This is a genomic window from Clostridium sp. 1001283B150225_161107_B6 (assembly GCF_015556325.1).
Classification (GTDB): domain Bacteria; phylum Bacillota; class Clostridia; order Lachnospirales; family Lachnospiraceae; genus Enterocloster.
In genome coordinates, this window is the sequence record NZ_JADNMD010000001.1 from 972,387 (window position 1) to 991,092 (window position 18,706).

General features: G+C 49.3%; 16 protein-coding genes and 2 pseudogenes. 7 read left to right on the plus strand and 11 right to left on the minus strand.

Features of this window, described 5'->3' with window-relative positions:
- The first annotated feature begins 122 nt into the window (after positions 1 to 122).
- Positions 123 to 464 carry a sporulation initiation factor Spo0A C-terminal domain-containing protein gene (locus tag I2H39_RS04355; RefSeq protein WP_178332119.1) on the plus strand — a complete coding sequence of 114 codons (342 nt, stop codon included), beginning with the start codon at positions 123 to 125 and terminating at the stop codon, positions 462 to 464.
- A 36-nt stretch (positions 465 to 500) separates the two neighbouring features.
- On the opposite strand, the gene I2H39_RS04360 is transcribed toward I2H39_RS04355, so the two are convergent.
- Positions 501 to 1,223: a hypothetical protein gene (locus tag I2H39_RS04360; protein ID WP_240305528.1), complete on the minus strand. Its 723-nt coding sequence runs from the start codon at positions 1,221 to 1,223 to the stop codon at positions 501 to 503.
- Positions 1,224 to 1,262: 39 nt separating this feature from the next.
- Here I2H39_RS04360 and I2H39_RS29045 point away from each other — a divergent pair.
- The 6 genes and pseudogenes from I2H39_RS29045 to yedF form a co-directional block, all read left to right on the plus strand.
- Positions 1,263 to 1,325 (plus strand): annotated as a pseudogene (locus tag I2H39_RS29045) (hypothetical protein); the annotation flags it as partial.
- Positions 1,326 to 1,385: 60 nt separating this feature from the next.
- Positions 1,386 to 2,072, plus strand: a complete 687-nt coding sequence (locus I2H39_RS04365; protein WP_227146167.1) for a GIY-YIG nuclease family protein — start codon at positions 1,386 to 1,388, stop codon at positions 2,070 to 2,072.
- 262 nt (positions 2,073 to 2,334) lie between these two features.
- On the plus strand, positions 2,335 to 3,741 hold the full coding sequence (locus I2H39_RS29050) for a tyrosine-type recombinase/integrase (protein ID WP_330640984.1): 1,407 nt from the start codon (positions 2,335 to 2,337) through the stop codon (positions 3,739 to 3,741).
- 422 nt (positions 3,742 to 4,163) lie between these two features.
- Entirely contained in the window at positions 4,164 to 5,885 is a 1,722-nt protein-coding gene (locus I2H39_RS04380; protein ID WP_138305876.1) for a Na/Pi cotransporter family protein, read from the plus strand.
- A gap of 310 nt (positions 5,886 to 6,195) precedes the next feature.
- Entirely contained in the window at positions 6,196 to 7,320 is a 1,125-nt protein-coding gene (locus tag I2H39_RS04385) for a LacI family DNA-binding transcriptional regulator (RefSeq protein ID WP_138305875.1), read from the plus strand.
- 329 nt (positions 7,321 to 7,649) lie between these two features.
- Positions 7,650 to 8,282: a sulfurtransferase-like selenium metabolism protein YedF gene (yedF, locus tag I2H39_RS04390; protein WP_138305874.1), complete on the plus strand. Its 633-nt coding sequence runs from the start codon at positions 7,650 to 7,652 to the stop codon at positions 8,280 to 8,282.
- Between the two features lie 201 nt (positions 8,283 to 8,483).
- Here the strand turns inward: yedF and I2H39_RS04395 are convergent, their stop codons facing one another.
- The 10 genes and pseudogenes from I2H39_RS04395 to I2H39_RS04440 all read right to left on the minus strand — a co-directional run bounded on the left by I2H39_RS04395 (position 8,484) and on the right by I2H39_RS04440 (position 18,650).
- Positions 8,484 to 9,440 carry a nucleoside hydrolase gene (locus tag I2H39_RS04395; RefSeq protein WP_195625866.1) on the minus strand — a complete coding sequence of 319 codons (957 nt, stop codon included), beginning with the start codon at positions 9,438 to 9,440 and terminating at the stop codon, positions 8,484 to 8,486.
- Positions 9,441 to 9,572: 132 nt separating this feature from the next.
- Positions 9,573 to 10,613: an ABC transporter ATP-binding protein gene (locus I2H39_RS04400; RefSeq protein WP_138305872.1), complete on the minus strand. Its 1,041-nt coding sequence runs from the start codon at positions 10,611 to 10,613 to the stop codon at positions 9,573 to 9,575.
- On the minus strand, positions 10,603 to 11,418 hold the full coding sequence (locus I2H39_RS04405) for an ABC transporter permease subunit (protein WP_330640985.1): 816 nt from the start codon (positions 11,416 to 11,418) through the stop codon (positions 10,603 to 10,605). The genes I2H39_RS04400 and I2H39_RS04405 overlap by 11 nt, the downstream gene beginning before the upstream one ends.
- 33 nt (positions 11,419 to 11,451) lie before the next feature.
- Positions 11,452 to 12,318, minus strand: a complete 867-nt coding sequence (locus I2H39_RS04410) for an ABC transporter permease subunit (RefSeq protein ID WP_195625868.1) — start codon at positions 12,316 to 12,318, stop codon at positions 11,452 to 11,454.
- A 107-nt stretch (positions 12,319 to 12,425) separates the two neighbouring features.
- Positions 12,426 to 13,688: an ABC transporter substrate-binding protein gene (locus I2H39_RS04415; RefSeq protein WP_195625869.1), complete on the minus strand. Its 1,263-nt coding sequence runs from the start codon at positions 13,686 to 13,688 to the stop codon at positions 12,426 to 12,428.
- A gap of 186 nt (positions 13,689 to 13,874) precedes the next feature.
- Positions 13,875 to 14,786: a rhodanese-like domain-containing protein gene (locus I2H39_RS04420; protein WP_195625870.1), complete on the minus strand. Its 912-nt coding sequence runs from the start codon at positions 14,784 to 14,786 to the stop codon at positions 13,875 to 13,877.
- Positions 14,783 to 15,028 (minus strand): annotated as a pseudogene (locus I2H39_RS29600) (VTT domain-containing protein); the annotation flags it as partial. The gene I2H39_RS04420 and the pseudogene I2H39_RS29600, both read right to left, overlap by 4 nt.
- 243 nt (positions 15,029 to 15,271) lie before the next feature.
- A complete protein-coding gene (locus tag I2H39_RS04430; protein ID WP_195625871.1) occupies positions 15,272 to 16,282 on the minus strand; it encodes an aminoglycoside phosphotransferase family protein in 1,011 nt (336 codons plus the stop codon).
- A 5-nt stretch (positions 16,283 to 16,287) separates the two neighbouring features.
- Entirely contained in the window at positions 16,288 to 17,619 is a 1,332-nt protein-coding gene (locus I2H39_RS04435) for a TIGR04283 family arsenosugar biosynthesis glycosyltransferase (RefSeq protein ID WP_195625872.1), read from the minus strand.
- A 47-nt stretch (positions 17,620 to 17,666) separates the two neighbouring features.
- Positions 17,667 to 18,650 (minus strand): (Fe-S)-binding protein, encoded by a 984-nt coding sequence (locus I2H39_RS04440; protein ID WP_195625873.1) that lies wholly within the window; start codon positions 18,648 to 18,650, stop codon positions 17,667 to 17,669.
- Positions 18,651 to 18,706: the final 56 nt, after the last annotated feature.

Sequence of the window (18,706 nt, forward strand, 5' to 3'; positions counted from 1 at the left end):
ATGGTCCGTTTATTCGCATTTTACGACATCTTCTGTTGCTTTTTGTCGTCTATTTTCCACTTGATAATGCCCCTCCTTGCATATACCGTTAAATCAGTATCAAAAACCAAGGAGGAATCAGTATGAAATATGAAAGAGAAACCAGTGACCTGCTCCGGCGCTTAGGTGTAAACAACTCCTATGTGGGATTCGGTTACACAATTCACGGCATCATCAGTACTATCCATGACCCACACCTTCTAACCTACATTTCCAAAGGGCTCTATGTGGAGATAGCCGCTCACTACCAGACATCTATTAAATGTGTGGAACGGAATATCCGTACCATCATCAGTACCATTTGGCTGCACGGAAACAGAGAACTGCTGAATCAGGTCTTCGGCTTCGAGCTGGAACAGAAACCCCGGAATGGAGCCTTCATAGATGCGCTCTCTCATTACGTTGTGAAACACTATTACGATTAAGCAAGTCAGGGCGCTATTGCAGCGCCCTTCCGAAATCTACCACTCAAACACATATCGGCGATTGACCATGTCATACTCTTCGGCAATCCGGAGTACGCCCCTGGCATCCGTAATCATACATTTTCCCTCGTCAGAGCCCTTAACCGGGCAGAGCAGGAAGGCCTCGCCGGCGGGGTCCGTCTGGTAGCCGGTCAGCATGTAGCCCTCGCTGTCAAACAGATACCAACCACAGGTTCCATCCGTGGCCTCCCGGAGCCAGTACCAGCCGTTGGCCGCATAGCTGCTGTCTGCGAACTGATACCACCAGCGCTTTCCGTCTGCCGCCGGCAGGAAACCCTGGGTGTATGTCAGCGGGATTGGAGTATAATCGATGTCGCAGAGCTTCAATACCTTCTGCCAGGGTGTGGCGGTCACTCTGGACTTGATGGTCCCATAATTGATGCCTTTGGCCTCAATGCAGTATCCATCACCTATGTATACCCCGATATGCCCTGGCTTCCAGAGTGCCCAGCCTATCATGGACTCGTCCATATGGTCAATGCCAACCCGTTGTGTGGCTGTGTCATGGTAGTTGTAGCTGCCGCGGATGCACCCGGTGTACCAGCTGATGAGGCCAGAGCAGTCCGTGCAGCGCTGGCCTATGTACCTGGCCACCTTAGCCTTATAAGTTGATGTGTATGTACCTGGGTTCTCCCGGGCCAATCGGTCCAGGATAGCCTGGGTGAGTACAAGAAAGAGATTAATGATAATACAAAGCAAATACTAAGATGCTTTAACTCTGAGTGTGATAATGCCCTATTGAATCTATCTGTCAAAAATATTGATTCTGTACGAAGCAAAATCACAAAATCCTTTGATTCATTAAATAAGATATTTGCAATTGATGGTATACAAATGACCCCAAAGCTTTTGGAGTATAAATTGGAAGAGCTTAATCTCGTACATACCTATGAACAAAAAAAGGAACAGGAACGCGAACAACAAAAAGCAATCAAGGAACAGATGGTTGAGGAAGAAAAAGTCCGGAGAGAAATAGAACGTCAAAAAGCCAAACTTGAAAAAGACCAGGCCCAATGCTCAAATGAAATTAATAAGTTAATAGGCTATATGCAAAAAACACAAAATGATGTTGAGAAGCAGCTTTATATAGATAAAATCAAAGAATTGGAAGATAAGTTAAAGCAATTAGAAGCAGATAAGGCCACTGTTCTTGAAAGAGAGGCTAATGCCCGCGCAGGTTATGTATACATAATCTCTAATATTGGCTCCTTTGGAGAAAATATATATAAAATCGGAATGACAAGAAGGGTGGAACCAATGGATAGGATTAAAGAACTAGGTAGTGCCTCTGTTCCATTTGAATTCGATGTACATGCAATGATTTTTTCTGATGATGCACCTGCATTAGAAACAGCACTTCATCAAACATTTGAAAAACAGAGTGTAAACCGAGTGGATTTGCGCAAGGAATTTTTCAGAGTTTCACTTGATGAAATAGAGGCTGTTGTTAAAGACAACTATAATAATACTGTAGTTTTTACTCGTATACCTGTTGCTAAGGAATATAATGAAACATTGGCAATATTAAATCAAGAACAGTCTGCTTAATAATAGCAAAAAGCCCCAGGACTACGAACTCCCACTCTCCTGGGGCTTACCACCTTGAAAATATAATATATTTACCCGGGCAGCCGGGGGACGTGCTCCCATCCCGTTCTGAGTCTTGGAGAAAGGGATGACGCCTTATGAGTACATACGAAGAATTGCAGTTGATTACATCAGTGGCGTTACTCATTGTTGCAATACTGACTTATACCCATAAAAAATAGCCGTCCTGCCCTAGCAAAGCTGACGACTATTTTTTAGTAAGATGTTCGCCGGAGCAGGTGAGGTGCATTCACCTTCCGGCTGTCTTGTTAAGTATAGTATATCAAATATACCGAATAAGTCAAATGTGAAAAGCGGCCCTGTTACCAGCAGGAACCGCCCTCACATAGTTTTCTCTTACCGGACCGTTCCGGAAGATATAATTAATTACCTTAAGCAAGTAAATTATATCATTCCTGAAGCGTCCTGGCAAGGGGCGTATTTTTTATACCCAAAATCGGTTGCGATATCGCAACAGGAAAGGACTGATATCATGCCAAGACGCAGAAAACACCCCCGGCTCCCCAACGGCTACGGCTCCATCCGCTACCTGGGCAAGAGCCGCAAAAACCCCTATGCCGTCCATCCGCCGGCAGACATTGACGGAAAGCGGCCTCCGGCCCTCTGCTATGTGGATGACTGGATAAAAGGGTTCATTGTCCTCACATCCTACAAGGCCGGTACCTATACTCCTGGTATGGAGGCCACACTGCTGCTCCCGGATGATACCAAGCAGCTCGACGAGCTGACAGGGAAACTCCTGGCAGATTACAACCGCGTCAAAGGAATCGAACCGGATGAGCCGGAAAAGACTTTCTCAGAGGTCTATGAAGCCTTCTATGCCGATAAATTTTCCGAAGGCAATAAATACTCCGCCTCAACCAAATATTCAATCAAGGCCGCGTACAAAAACTGTGTATCCCTCTATGATAAAATATTTAACTCCCTACGCGCAAAAGACCTGCAGGATAATCTGGATGCGTGTAATCTAAAATATGCCAGCCTGGAACTTATTAGGAATCTGTACAGGCAGATGTATAAATACGCTGACAGTCAGGGATGGTGCGACAAGGACTATAGCCGGTATGTTAAAATCAAAAGGGATGACGATGATGAACATGGTGTGCCATTCTCAGATGCAGACCTGAAAATCTTGTGGGATAACAAAACACACGAAACTGCAGAGATGCTTCTCATCATGTGCTATTCCGGATGGCGTATATCAGAATACATTAGCCTTGAGGTAAATATGCAAAAAAAGTATTTTAAGGGCGGAATAAAAACGGAGGCCGGTAAAGGACGTATTGTACCAATTCATTCCGGTATTCTCCCTTTGGTTGAACACCGGATGAGCAAGTATGGAAAGCTTCTCCCGTGCAGCGACAAAGATTTCAGAAACCAAATGGATGAACTGCTAACCCAACTGGGAATCCCAGGTGACCCCAAACATACACCACATGACTGTCGGCACACGTGCTCTATGTTGTGTGAGATGTATGAGGTAAAAGAAAACGACCGAAAACGGATGATGGGGCACTCATTTAAAGAGGACATCACTAACAAGGTTTATGGTCACCGTGAGCTGGAAGACCTGCGCAAAGAGATTGAAAAGATTGAGATTAATTTGTGACTTTATTGTGACCAATAGCCCCCAATAACATGGTAGAACGCGGTAGGAAATGAAATTTTCAAAAACACCGAAAACCCGCATAAAACCTACCATTTTCACCCTATTTCTCATGCAAATCCTACCATTCTGAAAACCGTCTGGCATTAAAGTATTGTTAATATTCCGCCCATCCCGTTGACATTGCTCCCTTATCCTCATATAATTCCAACAGGACAGGATATTTTCATATACACCATTTTACACATACATCGGAAGGGAAATGACATACATATGGACGCCACCGTCTACGACGATGACCAAGTTTTTACCGTAATCATACTTCATATGTTCAAAAAGGCATGACCTGCATTCATACACACGGATGCGGGCAATGCCTTTTTCTTTTGGCATAATACTGCCAAACAAGTAAAGGAGGAATCATTGTGAGTATTCATTCGTTTTTCAGTCTGTTAGGAGGACTGGCATTATTTCTGTATGGCATGCAGATGATGAGCACCAATCTGGAGGCCGCGGCCGGCAGCCGCATGAAGCAGATACTGGAGCGTCTGACTGCCAACCGGTTTTTAGGTGTGTTGGTGGGAGCCGGAATCACTGCAATCATCCAGTCCTCATCCGCCACAACCGTCATGGTGGTGGGCTTTGTAAATTCCCAGCTCATGACACTGAAACAGGCTGTCTGGATTATCATGGGCGCCAATATTGGCACCACTGTAACCGGGCAGCTCATAGCCTTGGACATTGGTGCCATTGCACCGCTCATTGCATTTACAGGTGTTGCCCTGATTCTTTTTGTAAAACAGAAAAAAGTCCAGTTTGCCGGAGGTATTGTGGCTGGCCTGGGTATCCTTTTCCTTGGCATGGGAATGATGAGCGCCGCCATGATACCGCTGCGTGAATCCCCTCATTTTGTCAATCTGATGACAAAATTCTCCAATCCGCTTCTGGGGATACTGGCCGGAGCTGCCTTTACCGCTATCATCCAGTCTTCCTCTGCATCCGTCGGTATTCTCCAGGCCCTGGCTGTAAGCGGGTTAATCGGGCTGGACAGCGCGGTCTTTGTTCTGTTTGGACAAAATATCGGTACCTGTATCACGGCTGTCCTGGCGTCCATCGGAGCCAACCGCGATGCTAAACGGACCACCCTGATTCATTTGATATTTAACATCTTGGGTACAACGGTCTTTACCCTGGTCTGTCTGGCGTCTCCCTTTACCCACTGGATGGCCACCTTTACACCAGATAATCCCGCGGCGCAGATTGCCAATGTTCATACGCTGTTCAACATCGTTACCACTCTGCTTTTACTGCCCTTTGGCACACAGCTTGCCAGAATTTCCGAAAAACTTCTGCCCGACAAACCGCTGGAGACAACAGATGAGGAGCGCTGGTTTGAAGATTTGCTGGCTTCCGAACACGTACTTGGCGTATCTGTCATAGCAAGAAAACAGCTTAACGGGGACATCGCGCAGATGCTTGCACTGGCTGCTGCCAATGTTGAAGCCAGTTTCCTGGCTTTTGAACAAAAGAATGGGGAGGAATTGGAACAGCTTCAGCTGCGCGAAGAAGAAATTGACCTGTACAATGCCCAGTTATCCAGAAAGATTTCCAGGGTCCTTGCTGTGGAAAATTCCCCGTCCGAAGTGAAAGCGCTCAACCGCATGTTCTCCATCATTGGAAATGTGGAGCGCATTGGCGACCATGCAGTCAACATTGCAGGCTACGCACAGACCATGATGGAACGCAGGATGGAGCTGTCTTCCCAGGCATCTCTTGAGCTGACGGATATGAGAACCTCCTGCATGCGCGCCATACACCTGGTCTGCAGTGCCTACCGCATTGATTCAGGCTGCCTGCCGGAATATTCTTCCATGGCGGAACATGACTTCCGTCTGGAACAGCCTTCCATACCGGAACAGCCTTCCATGCCGGAACATGCCTCCCTCCTGGAGCAGGCCCTGCTTCTGGAACAAGACATTGACCGCCGGACTGCCCGATATCGTTCCAACCAAATCGAACGCATGAGAAACGGGCAATGCCATGTGGAAACATCCATCCTGTACTCAGAAATCCTGACCGATTATGAGCGCATCGGCGACCATGCATTCAACATTGCCCAGGCTCTTGACAAACTGGAGAACAACTGACCTGCGCTAAACCATAGAATATAAACCGCTGTCTTCCTATTGACAAATAAATTAAGGCTCTATATACTTAAATCAATCATTGTCACGAAGACACTGTTCTTCTCCAAGAGAAGCCCGCTTAAGAATCTGATACACATTTGAGGATTCGATACAAATACAGTAAAATCAAACTATAATAGATAAAACGCCTTGAAGACGCATGGGACTGTTGAAACAGTCTGTTTCTTCCGGCGTTTTTTATATTCCTGGAGGTTATTATGAATCAACCTGTGTCTTTGCTGGCATTTAGCCGCACCTGGAGGCAGTGTCCATGACGCTTAAGGAAATCGCTGCTGAAGCCGGGGTCTCCGTATCCACGGTTTCCCGCGTAATCAATCAAAACGGAAAGTGCCCCGCAGGCAAGGAGGTCCGGCAACGGATACTAGAAATCGCAAAGAGAACCGGCTATATTCCAAACGCCCATGCCCGGAGCTTAAAAATGCATTCCATCCGGGAGAATCAGACTCCCTGCCATTCCATTGCATGCCTGTTTACCCAGACAGCCGGCATTGGCAGTGAACAGTCCCGCTCTTTACTGATAAGAGGCATGGAGGAGGAATCCCGGTTACATGGTTACAGCCTGAAATACAGTCTGTCTTCCATTGCCGGCCTCTCTGCTTTGACATCCACTGCAGGCCTCCCTCCTTTGGCATCCACTGCCAGCCTCCCTCCCCTGGCATCCACTGCCAGCTGCCCTCCCCTGTTTTCCGACATGACGGCAGATTCCAACATGGACGGAATCGCCATCATTGGCAGCAGCCATACGGACGGGGTCCCAGAAGGGCAATATCTTTGCCGCCTTCCTGATTGGCCTGCCCTCCATTTCATCTACACAGGATTCCAATATCTGGAATCACCCATAGACCAGATTGTCTGCGACGGGCAGAAAGCTGCATCTGATGCAGTTGACAGCCTGGTCAAATCAGGCCATAAACGGATTGCCTACATCGGTGGCAGTGAATACAGCAGCCCTTTTCTTGGATACTGCGCTGCTCTGAAAAAGCATGGCCTTCCCTGTCATGAATCCCGTATCAGACATGTCCCTATTTCCATGGAAGGCGGGTACCTGGGTGCCGGGGAGCTGCTGAAATCCGGACTGGATGCAACGGCATGTTTCTGCTCCAATGATGTTATTGCTATCGGTGTCATGCGGGCAGTCAGGGAATCCGGGCTTTTTATTCCCGGGGATATCTCCGTCATCAGTATGGACGATATCAATGTGGGCAGATATCTGGACCCAATGCTGACCACGGTTCACTTTCCCTTAGCTGAAATGGGACGTATGACTGCAAAAATCCTGATTGACAGAATTGAAGGAGGCCATCACCTTCCCATGAAAATCGTCCTGCCCTGCCATGTGGTGGAACGCGAGAGCTGCGGCACTGCTCCTGCATAATATACGCGCAGATACACAACAGACGTAACGTCTTATCATTTCATCAGACTGTCCTGTCACAATCACACAGGCAGCCGGCTCGTCTATCAGTAGAACCGCAGCCGCATTTAGCCTGTTCAGGGCATCCGCCGCGGACCCCTTGCCTGTATCGATAATAAATATAGCAATGTGCTTATGTATAGAAAAAATAAATGCCAGCTGCCTAAAGGGGTAAAAGCGTTTGCATACCATCACAAACCTGCTATAATTAGAGGCATGTGATGATAATTTCAAAGCACACTTCCGGGGAACAGGAAGAATCAGATACATGCTTAAGGAGGATACGAAACATGAAATTAGATGAACGCGGAAAACAGTGCCCAAAGCCTGTCATTGACACTAAGAAAGCATTGGAATCCTGTAATCCAGGTGAGACAGTTGAGGTATTGGTGGACAACGAGATAGCGGTCCAGAACCTGAGCAAGATGGCAGCAAGCAAGGGCCTTGCAGCTGTTTCCGAGAAAATAAGCGATAATGAATTCGCTGTTAAAATTGTTGTAAGCGAAGGAGCAAACGCTGCTTCCGGCTCAGATGCTGCGGCTGATACCGATGATGAACCGATTGCCTGCCGGCCCGACAGCCGCAGGAAGGGTATGGTAGTGGTTCTTTCCTCCAACCTGATGGGACACGGAGATCCGGAATTGGGAAAGGCCCTGATGAAGGGTTTTGTCTACGCACTTACACAGCAGGATGCCCTGCCGGAAACCGTGCTTCTGTATAACAGCGGCGCCCACCTTTCCTGCGAAGGCTCCGATAACCTGGAGGATTTAAAATCCCTGGAATCCCAGGGAGTGGAGATTCTTACCTGCGGAACCTGCCTTAACTTCTATGGTTTGGGCGAGAAGCTACAGGTGGGAAGCGTCACCAATATGTATGAGATTGTAGAGCGTATGACAGCTGCCAAATGTTTGGTACGTCCTTAATTTCACGTTCATGCCAACTCAGCTAAACTTCGACGTACATTCAGGCAAAGGCCGCATTCAAGACAATGCGGCCCTTCTTATATGCCGGAATCAGTCACCTGCAGCATGCCACTTTTCTTTTTTCAGCGGATATCCACCCCGCCCCACAAAAAACACAGCCCCTGTCCCCCATTCCGGGAATCCCTCCTCTGGCTTTCATCCTTATTTCATACTCTTTCCGGTGCCGGTCAGTATCCCAGTAACACTCAGCCATGTCTCATAGATGTTGTCCTTAAACGCCCTCACATCCCCAATGACCGGCAGATTACAGGTGCATCTTTCTCCTGCCGTCCCTTCTGCCGGCCTGTCTGCCCTCCCTTCTGCCATCCGGTTTGGAACCACATCTGTATCCATCCTCAGATACCCGGTCTCCAAATCCTGCTCTGACAGCCGGAGGTGTTTCACTTCATCTGCAAACAGCTCCGGATGCATGAGATAGACAGCAGCCGTCACATCCCAGTTATAAAATCCCCGGATGCCGTAATCATCTTCATTGTATCCGAACCAGTAATCTGTTTTTTCCATGATATACGCTGCCGCCCTGTTTCCCTTATCCGAGAACCGTTCCCTGTATTCCTGTTTTGTAAATAAAGCTTTCAGACAATTATTGCCTGTCATCACGGAAACATTTATTCCCTTTGTGAGTACGGTCCAAGACGCCGGAGGGTCACAGGAAAAATTAAGCTCATCCATTACCTTTTTTTCAAATACAAGAGGAGCCGTGATTCCGCCCATCAGGACAATCTCTTTTACCTTCTCAAAGAAATGCCGGTCCCTCTCATATGCGCCTCTCAGGTTTGTCAGGGAGCCGGTGGCGAGAACCGATAATTCCCCCGGATAGCGGTCCGCCATTTCCGCCAGGAAATCAGCTGCCTGGCTCTGGTAGTCTCCCCGTTTCTCCCCGCCTCTTTTTACAGGAATATCCTGGCGTCCCAGTTCTCCCAGCATCCGCAGATTCACTGCCTGTACCACATCCAGGCTGTTATTTCCATAGGTGGAAGTGACTCCCAGTAATTGGGCGTCCCTGCTTCCCAGCAAATACATCAGGGCCAGCCCGTCATCCACATCGCAGTCTTTTGTTCCAAAGGTATTGTCACAGTCAAATATGATTTTCTTCATCCTTTTCCTTTCATACATGTTTTTCCGTTACATGTCTCTCCGGGAACAGGTCCCCGGCTACATGTCTCTTCCGGTACCTTCCTCTTCCAGTACATACCTCTCCCGCCGCATACCTCTCCCGCCGCATGCCTTTCATGCCGTACCATGCCTGAACAGTACAACCCCATCTGGTTCCACGCGCAGTCCCGCCTTCATGCCTGCCTGGAATTTTGTCTGCAGTCCAATACCTTCCATCCTCTGGCACAGAATGTTCCCTCCGGGAGCAAATTTCCCGGGAACCCTTACCCGTATCTCTGTCATCTCCCCCATAAAGGTAACCTCCTCCACCTCAAACTCCCCGTCCTCCTGCAGCCGGACTGAATACGGGCGTATCATGGCATCATAGGTCCCGTCAGGCAAATCCGACCTTATCTCAAACAGATTACAGACAAACCTGCCTCCCACCACCTCTCCGGGAACATAATTCACCTTGCCAAAATATTCCGCCACTGTTTTTGTCTCCGGTTGATAAAACATCTGCTCAGGAGTACCGTACTGCAGGACCTTCCCGTGGCTCATCAGCGCAATGCGGTCAGACATGCGGAGGGCCTCTGCCTTGTCATGGGTGACCAGAATGGTGGTGATTTTCCATTCCTCATGCAGTTTCCTTACCAGCCGCGCCATCTCCGTCCGCAGCCTCTCGTCCAGACCTGAAAATGGTTCGTCCAGAAGAAGTACCCTGGGATTTGCTGCCAATGCCCTGGCCAATGCCACTCTCTGCATCTGTCCGCCCGACATCTCCTTCATTTTTCTCTTCTCAAATCCCGCAAGCTGCACTGCTTCCAGGAGTTCACCCACCCGCTCTCTCTGTTCTTTTTTCGGCACCTTTTTCAGTTCCATGGGAAAGGAAATATTTTTCTCCACCGTCATATGTGGAAACAGCCGTAAATCCTGGAACACGATTACCGTTCCCCGCTTCTCCGGCAGACAGTCCGTCACAGAGGTTCCCTGTATCCGTATATCCCCGCTCTCCTGCTCCAAAAGACCGGCAATGCATTTTAACAGGGTAGTCTTTCCGCATCCGGATTCCCCTAAAAGGGATACGAACTCCCCCTCCTTTATTTCCAGGTCAATTCCGTGCAGTATCACCTTTTTCTGAAGTGATACGGTCAGATTTTCTATGTTAAGACTCATAATATCCTCCAACCATCTGTCTTGTCCAATGCCCTGCAATCCGTTCAAATACAGCAAATACCATCAGGGTAATGCCCATGAACAGAATGCTGTAAATGCAGGCAATGTTCCGGCTGCCGCTCTGTAAATAAGGAACCATCACAACCGCAAAGGTCTTTATCCTGCCTCCTCCGAGAAGCAGCGTCAGAAAATACTGGCTGAAGGATACAATATAGGCCATACTGACTGCTGACAGTATCACCGGAACCAGCATTGGCAGGGTAGTCCTCCTAAATGCCTGGAAGGAGCTGGCTCCCAGCACCCTGGCCTGCTCTTCCAGTGCAATGCCGGCTGCCTGGGTGCCGTCCATGATAAGGCGCACAGCATAGGGCAGGGAATAAATCAGGTGTGCCAGGATAACCCCCGTCACAGTATTATTAAGCCCCAACCGGATAAATGTAATCTGTATCCCCATGGCAAACACCGTAGTCGGAACCATCAGTGGAAGGACCACAAAAAAGGAAATCAAATTCCTGCCCCGGAACCGGTACAGGATAAGGGCCCTGGATGTCAATACCCCGGCAAAGGCCGATAAAAGGGCCACTACAGAAGAAATCATGATGCTGGACGTCATGAGGGAGGCCAGTTCTCCCTTTCTTCTGACAATTTCCATGACTGCCCGGTCCGAAAACACCTGCGGAAACAGCCCGGGCCAGGCCCATCGTTCTGTAAATACCCATATCACCAGACTGGCCGCGGGAATCAGGATGGCTGCACACAGCAGGGCCAGTATCATACCTGAAATAAACGCTTTTCTTTTCTTCATAACCTTTTGCTCCATCTCCTTCTGCTTCGCGGTTTACTGTTCCATTAACGCCTTCATGTTCTTCCGCATGATGAAATAATAAATCCAGGCGCTGAGCACGGAAAGTAGGATGATGATTCCATTAAGCGCCATGGCATAAGGCCGGTTTTTCAAATCCGGGTGAATATACTGCTGATATGCCAGCACCGGAAGAGCCCTAGGGGAGGTGGCACCCAGAAGAAAGGGAAGCTCATAGGCTCCCAGGGAAAATACAAATATAATCAGGAATCCGCTGATTACCGCATCCTTACACAGAGGCAGGGTGACCTTACAAAATGCGGTCCAGCGGTCCGCCCCCAGGTTTATGGCTGCTTCCCCCAATTTCTCATTGATATTGGCCATCAGCGCAATGACAAAATAGATGATGAACGGAATCTCCTTCCACAGATATGCCAGTATGACCCCAACTCCCCTTGTATCATAAATAAGCATGGGAAACTGCTGTTGTTCCTGCAATAATCCAAGGGCATAACCAAGTCTGGCCACCACCCCGTTCTGCGAAAAAATATTGACCATAAAAATGGCCACCACCACATGGGGAACAATGATGGGAAGCTGTATCACCCGCATCATTAGACCCTTTGTCTTTTTGTGCATTACACACACAGCGCTTAAGCCCACGCCTGCCGCTGTGGCAATCCCTGCGGACAAAAATGCCACCCTGAGGCTGTACAGCACGGATTTAAGCATCTCCGGCCTGGATAATACTTCCCTGTAATATTTTAGTGTTGGTTCCTTTAGTCCAAAAGCTGGAATCACCCCCAGACTCTGGGTGATTCCAGTTGCCAATCCAATGATAAAAAGCAGGGACAGGATGATTTGGGGAACCAGAAGCAAATACGGTGTTACCATTTTTTTCATTCCATTTCCTCCCAATGTTTTCCTTCCAATCACGCACACGCCCCACCTACCCAAAAAAACCGTCAGTTTCCTTACCGCCAGTTTCCTCCCCGTCAGTTTCCTTCTCATTATTTGCCCACTACATCCTCCGCCCAAATTTCCTCGATGATGGGAACCAGTTGTGCAGGCATCTCAGGAAGGCGTTTTGAGAGGAGTTCATCCTGGGGAATTGTTCCCTTACCCAGGTCCACCTGGTCAAAGGCTTCCTTTTGTTCATCGGAAAGCTTTTCATTGTCCAGTACCGGGATAACCCTCAGCTTCTCATAGCGGTCCGCCTGGATTTCCGGTGACAGCATCTCATTGATTGCCACCATGGCGCCGGCCTTATTGCCGGAATTGGCTGCAATTGCCATAAAATTGGTATTGCCGATGGTGCCCTTGTCAAACTGGAAGGTTTCCGTGGTCTGCGTGTATTTGCCGTCCTCAATATTCAGGGCCACGTCATAGGCGCCGTACGTCATATTCATCACCAGCTCCCCGTCCGCAAACATATTGTCCACAGTAGTGGATGAATCCGGGAAGGTGGTTCCCTGGTTCCAAAGGTATGGATTCAGTTCCCTTAGGTACTCCATGGCCGGAGCCACTGCCGCTCTTACAGTCTCCTTGTCAGCCTCCATGTCCATAAACGGTTCATAGCCGCAGATTTCATAGATAATGTTTCTTACAAATGCGCTGCCTGTAAAATCAGGAAGCGCCGGATAGGTCACCCTGCCCGGATATTTCTGCACGAATTCCTTCAGGGCCTGGGCGCTCTCAGGCACATCCGGAGTCACCGCCCGGTCTGCCACCATGACCATCTGGGCCTTTCCGTAAGGCGCCTCATACCCCTCAATTGGATAAGCAAAGTCCATGGTCACATCTTCGCTGTCTCCATCCACATAATCATTAAAATTAGGAAGCTTGTCTGTAAAGGGTCCGTACAGCATGTTGTTTTCCTTTGCCGACTGGAAATTCTCCCCGTTAATCCAAATCATGTCAATGCTGCCGTCCCTCCCGCCTGCCTGTATCTCGCCTGTAAGCTGGCTTAAAACCTGGTCAATATCCATAGGAACGCGTTCCATTGTAATGTCATACTTTTCCTTCATGCCAGGCGCAAATACATCGTCCAGCCATTGGTTCAGCTTTTCATCTCCGCCCCAGCCGTAGAACGTGACCGTGGTTCCCTTTGCAGCCTCCTTCATCTCATCAAAGGACATGTTTTCAATGACCTGGCTGCCGGCATTCTCTTCATGACTGCTGCCGGCATCCTTTGTCCGGCCGGTGCCCGAACACCCTCCCAGAGTCAGCATCATTACGGCTGCCAATATCGCTGCTGTGATTCTTCTCTTCATATTCTCCTCCCTGCCATGAACACTTAGCGTCTGTTTTTCAGACGCCTGCGTGCGATGCATGTCACTGGCACCTGAAATCCATACTGTTTATAAAAAACAATAACCCTGTCTGGTGATGTTACGATTCCCCCTGCCGTAATTTTATGCAGTACGGCAGGGGGAAATCACATCACCGGAAGGGTTAACCTATTCTGTCACAAATGCAGCCTGGATATCCTTATCCTTTGCGCCATTTTCAATGATGAACAGATTGTCAACATCGAATCCCGCATCCTTCATGACAGAAATGCCGGTTTTTGCACACTTGTTGCCGCTGTAGCAAAGCAGGTATACAGGTTTGGACGGGTCCATCTCCTCTTTTGCCATCTTATACATGGCAGTCTGGGCGTCCGGGTCCTCAATCTCCTTTAATGGGCACTGCAGGGAACCCTTTAAATGGCCTTCTGCATATGTATCATTGTCACGCACATCCAGAATCTGGACATTGTCTCCCCCAACTTCCTTTAATGCATCTGCTGCTGCAACAGTCTTCCAGTCAATGTTCTCGTCTGCGCGGTTGGTCGTAAGGGCGCCTTTCTCAGACCCCAGGGCTTTTGCTCCGCCCTCCACAGTATAAATCAGGGAGCCGTCAATGCCGGCCTCCTTAAGCACTCCGGTTGTCTTCTCAGCACCTTTCTTGCCGCTGTTGCAGATAATATAAATTTTCTGTCCGTCGCTCAAGTTCTCCTTTGCATATGCGCTCATGGCATCTGCCAGCGAATCATCCTCCAGCGGGAAAATAGGGCACCAGATAGAATCAGCCACTCTTCCCTTTACATAGTTATCCCACTCCCTTACATCCAGCACATGGGCGCTCTTATCCTTTGCTGCCGCCACTGCATCTGCGGGGGATACGTACTGATAGCTGCCATCTGACTGTGCAGCCGCTGTTGTCTCAGCACCTGCTGCTTCTGCTGCCGTGGTATCCGCTGCATCAGCCGCCGAAGTCTCTGCCGCTGCCTGGGCTGTTGTTTCATTTGCTGCTTTCTGACCGCATCCGGCCGCCGCTGTCACGGACAGCGCCATCATAATTCCCAATGCTACGATTTTCTTTTTCATTTCTTCCTCCTTGAATTATCTTGTTTTTCTATATATATTTTCCTTATCATGACAATTAAGGCAGATAAGGCAAATAATATCATTAATCCTGTGACAAAAAACCTGGCGCCCCCGGTCAGCATTCCGCCCACATAGGAGTACACAATGGTTGCCGGGAGCTGCCCAATACCCGTGGCTATGAAAAATGACAGAAATGGCATGGATGTCAGTCCTGCCGCATAGCTTACAATATCAAAGGACACCGCAGCAGCATAGCTTCCATAGGAAGCAACAAATTCCCTGACCACGGTAAAGTCCCCGGTTGCAAACATAGTCACAATTCTGTTAATCATGCCTTTCACGGATGGTATGCATATATAGCTCAGGATTGAAGCAGCTATGCATGCAGCCACCACGATTTTCCCCATCCATTTACTTTGTTTTTTCCCATTCAAATTCCTTTCTTTTAACGTAAATCCAATATCCGGCAGGCGCGCTCCAGGCCGTTATGACCGCAGCAGCCTGTCCATTTCTTCCAAAAATCCCATGTCCAGATACTGCCCCAGCTTTTGGAACGTGGACTGGTTAAACAGCAGCTTATCCGGCTGCTGGTACTGCACCCAGGCCATGGCGCACCAGGTAATGCCCCTCAGACAGGTAATGGGAATATAGGCAAAGGTACGCTCCCTCAGCCCCTTTGTGTCAAACCTGCCGTCCACCTTTTGGATGTACTGGTTTATGAAGTCTTCCATCTCCCTCCGGTCCAGAATCACGTCTGTCTTCCAGAATGTGGTGGTAGGCGCAAGAAAATGCCCCAAATCCTGCGCAGGCTCCCCGTAAACAGGCTTCTCCCAGTCCACCAGATAGTTGCCCTTTCCCTCTCCGTTGATTAGGAAATTGGTGGAATTAAGCTCTGTGTTGATGCAGCATTCATAGCCTTTGCAGCCCGCAGCCTCCTGACGGCGCTTCCACCCCAGGTCCAGCATTTCTCTTATCTTCATTTTGGTTCCATGGTTTCCCAAATTTGAATCCATGTAGGTACGGACCATCTCCTCGCATTCTGTCAGTATGGCCTCCAAAGGGTCCGCCGGATGAATCAGATGGCTGTCATCCCCCACCCTGACACTGTGGATATCAGCCAGGCACTCCGCTCCAAAGGGCAGTTCCGTCCTGTAATCCATTCCATGTCCCGGCAGGAATTCCATCACCATGATGCCATGAGGAATTTTTTTCAGGCTTCCATCTGCATAGAAGGGAGCCGGCGTCCTGCCCGCCTGCTGCAGCAGCTTTAAGGTATCATATTCATACTGTATCTGATGGTCCAAATGCATCTGGCTGCCGCAGTTTACACGGAGCACCAGCTTTTTGCCGGTGACAGGGTGGGTGAACAGATAATTTCTGTTGTACTCGCCCTGGGCCAGGAGACTGTATTCCTCCGTCACCTCATCCGGCAGCCCCAGAGCGCTGCGGTACTGCTTACAGGTTACATATTCCCTTAACCCTGCTATCCGTTCCATTCATATCACCTCACATCCCGGTACATCCGGTCAATCTCTTCAATGGGCGCCTGGTCCCGGTACATCTTTCGCAGCCGGTTCATTTTCCACATCAGCTTGAGCTTGGGCAGGGTTCCTTTTGGAAACCGCCTGTCCGATGTGTAAATGCGGCGTCCTGTCATCCCCAGCTTTACCCTCCGTTCCTTAAGCGTCAGCGAAAACTGGTAGTCCTCCATCACAGGAATCTCCGGAAACATGCCTGCATCAAAGAACAGGCTTCGGTCCACAAAGATACCCTGGTCGCCAAACATGACCCTGCGGTCCTTAATCCTGTGGTTTGAAATCACACGGCAGGTGAACATGAAAAAGTTCCGCGAATGAAAGGCAATGCCGAAGCATCCTGCACTGTGGTCCCTCATCACCCTGCGTATCTCAGCCAGCGGACGGGGAGGCAGCTCACTGTCGCAGTGGAGAAAAAACAGGATATCGCCGCGGCTCTTCACCGCTCCCGTATTCATCTGCTTTGCCCGCCCCTTTTCCGAATGTATGACTCTGACCCATGGGCGAAGCAATTCCAATGTTCTGTCTTTGCTTCCGCCGTCCACAAACAGGATTTCGCATTTTCCTCTCAACGGTTCCAGCTGGTCCTGCATACGGCCAATGGTCTTCTCCTCATTGTAGACAGGAATAATGATGGAAATGCGGCTGGTTTTTGCCAGAAACCGGCCTGTGGATGTCTTTTTCAGCCTCTTGTCCCCCCGCATTCTCCGGCGGTATGCCTGAAGGTCCTGGCAGGTATCCATGTCCTGCAGGGTTTCCGTAAATCCAACCGTGCATCCCGCGGTCTTAAGCCGCAACACGGTATCGCGGAGCACGGAGCCATGTCCATATCCCTCCATGTCAAACACCGCCCGCCGGGGTCTCTTCATGCCCACCAGATAATATCCCCCGTCCCTGGTAGGTCCCAGAACCACATCGTGATATTTCAGCAGGTCAAATGCACGTTCCAGATATGCTGCCTTTACCTCAGGCACATCGGTTCCCATGAGTATGCATGAGTCATATCCCCGGCCCAGCACCTCACGGACAGCCTGATACATCCGCTCTCCCAGACCGTTTCCCCTTTGGGGAATATAATGTTCATCCCTGCCGAAAACCGGATATAAAAGCTCCTTGCCATCATCCGGTGTGAAGCAGATAAAAAGCTCCCCTTTTACGTTCCCGCATTCCCTCTTTATGTCCTCTAAAAAACAGGTATGAAGACGGGCGCATTCCTCCGGGCCAAGAACAGGCATCATCCTGGTCTTTGTCTGTCCGGGAGCCGGAACCCTGGTAAAAATAATGATTGCACGATTCATTTATAAGATTCTCTCCCATATCTCTATTTATATCCTTGTCCAAACCATTACCAAAATTTTGTCATCATCCGGTTGACCATTGACTTCCTGATATCCGGCCCCTCGTCACATTCCAGAATCTCAGGCAGCAGATGCATGACCCCCTGGCAGCCGCTGCGTGTGAGGTTCCCTGTGCAGGAGGCGCAGTAAGTAAAAATATGTTCATGTCCCTGGGCGGCCATCCGGCCGGCCATATCTCCGGCCAGGTCCGGCTCCCTGACCCCGGCACAGCCTCCCAGGCCGCAGCACTGCACATCCCGCACTGTTTCCGGCGCATTCTTCAGAAATGGAGACAGCCATTCCACCCACTGTCTTCTCTCCCTGTCAGGACACGGAAGGAACAGGACCCCATTTTCTTCCACCTGCCGTCCGATTCCCAGCCGGGATAATTTCTCATAAATGCTGATGACCCGTACCTCCAGCTTATCCTTGAGGAAATCATAACAGTTGGGGCAAAGCATCACGGCCTCCAAAGCCCCTGCCCTGCGGAGATTTTCATTTATCCTCCGGACAATCTTATCCTCGTCCCTTTGAAGGCCAAGCTCTGCCACCGGTTTGCCGCAGCAGTCAAACAGGACTCCCATGCCCTCCTTTTCCTCCAGCAGGCTGATTAATTTCCTGGTGGTCTTTGGATAGAAGGAGGGAAAATTACAGCCTGGAAACAGGATGCTTCTGCCTGCAAGACGGCGTTTGTTCCGGTAAATATAATTCCGTTTTTCCGCAAGGAGCATGGAATATCCCTTTTCCGGACATTTCCCCTGGTATTCCTCCACCCGTTCCCTCCGCATTTCCAGGATAACAGACCTGCCGTCAATTCCAACCGGACAAACCTGGGTACAGGTCCCGCACAGAAAGCAGTGATAGGCCAGTTTCTTAAGTTCTGACGTATCTCCGATATCAAGGCCGTACTTACTTAAGAAGGAGCAGTTTTTCCGGCAGATGCGGCAGTGTATGCATTTATCGCTGTCCTTCATCCTGAACATTCCGTCCATTCTCACCTATCCTTTCCTCAGTCTCCTGCAGTACATACCTTTTCTTAAAAAACATG

What these genes read in the sequence shown, in the direction of transcription:
- I2H39_RS04355 (WP_178332119.1), top strand. Translation starts at nt 123, where the DNA reads ATGAAATATGAAAGAGAAACCAGTGACCTGCTCCGGCGCTTAGGTGTA.
- I2H39_RS29050 (WP_330640984.1), top strand. Translation starts at nt 2,335, where the DNA reads ATGTTCGCCGGAGCAGGTGAGGTGCATTCACCTTCCGGCTGTCTTGTT.
- I2H39_RS04385 (WP_138305875.1), top strand. Translation starts at nt 6,196, where the DNA reads ATGACGCTTAAGGAAATCGCTGCTGAAGCCGGGGTCTCCGTATCCACG.
- yedF (WP_138305874.1), top strand. Translation starts at nt 7,650, where the DNA reads ATGAAATTAGATGAACGCGGAAAACAGTGCCCAAAGCCTGTCATTGAC.
- I2H39_RS04395 (WP_195625866.1), bottom strand. Translation starts at nt 9,440, where the DNA reads ATGAAGAAAATCATATTTGACTGTGACAATACCTTTGGAACAAAAGAC.
- I2H39_RS04400 (WP_138305872.1), bottom strand. Translation starts at nt 10,613, where the DNA reads ATGAGTCTTAACATAGAAAATCTGACCGTATCACTTCAGAAAAAGGTG.
- I2H39_RS04405 (WP_330640985.1), bottom strand. Translation starts at nt 11,418, where the DNA reads ATGAAGAAAAGAAAAGCGTTTATTTCAGGTATGATACTGGCCCTGCTG.
- I2H39_RS04410 (WP_195625868.1), bottom strand. Translation starts at nt 12,318, where the DNA reads ATGAAAAAAATGGTAACACCGTATTTGCTTCTGGTTCCCCAAATCATC.
- I2H39_RS04415 (WP_195625869.1), bottom strand. Translation starts at nt 13,688, where the DNA reads ATGAAGAGAAGAATCACAGCAGCGATATTGGCAGCCGTAATGATGCTG.
- I2H39_RS04420 (WP_195625870.1), bottom strand. Translation starts at nt 14,786, where the DNA reads ATGAAAAAGAAAATCGTAGCATTGGGAATTATGATGGCGCTGTCCGTG.
- I2H39_RS04430 (WP_195625871.1), bottom strand. Translation starts at nt 16,282, where the DNA reads ATGGAACGGATAGCAGGGTTAAGGGAATATGTAACCTGTAAGCAGTAC.
- I2H39_RS04435 (WP_195625872.1), bottom strand. Translation starts at nt 17,619, where the DNA reads ATGAATCGTGCAATCATTATTTTTACCAGGGTTCCGGCTCCCGGACAG.
- I2H39_RS04440 (WP_195625873.1), bottom strand. Translation starts at nt 18,650, where the DNA reads ATGGACGGAATGTTCAGGATGAAGGACAGCGATAAATGCATACACTGC.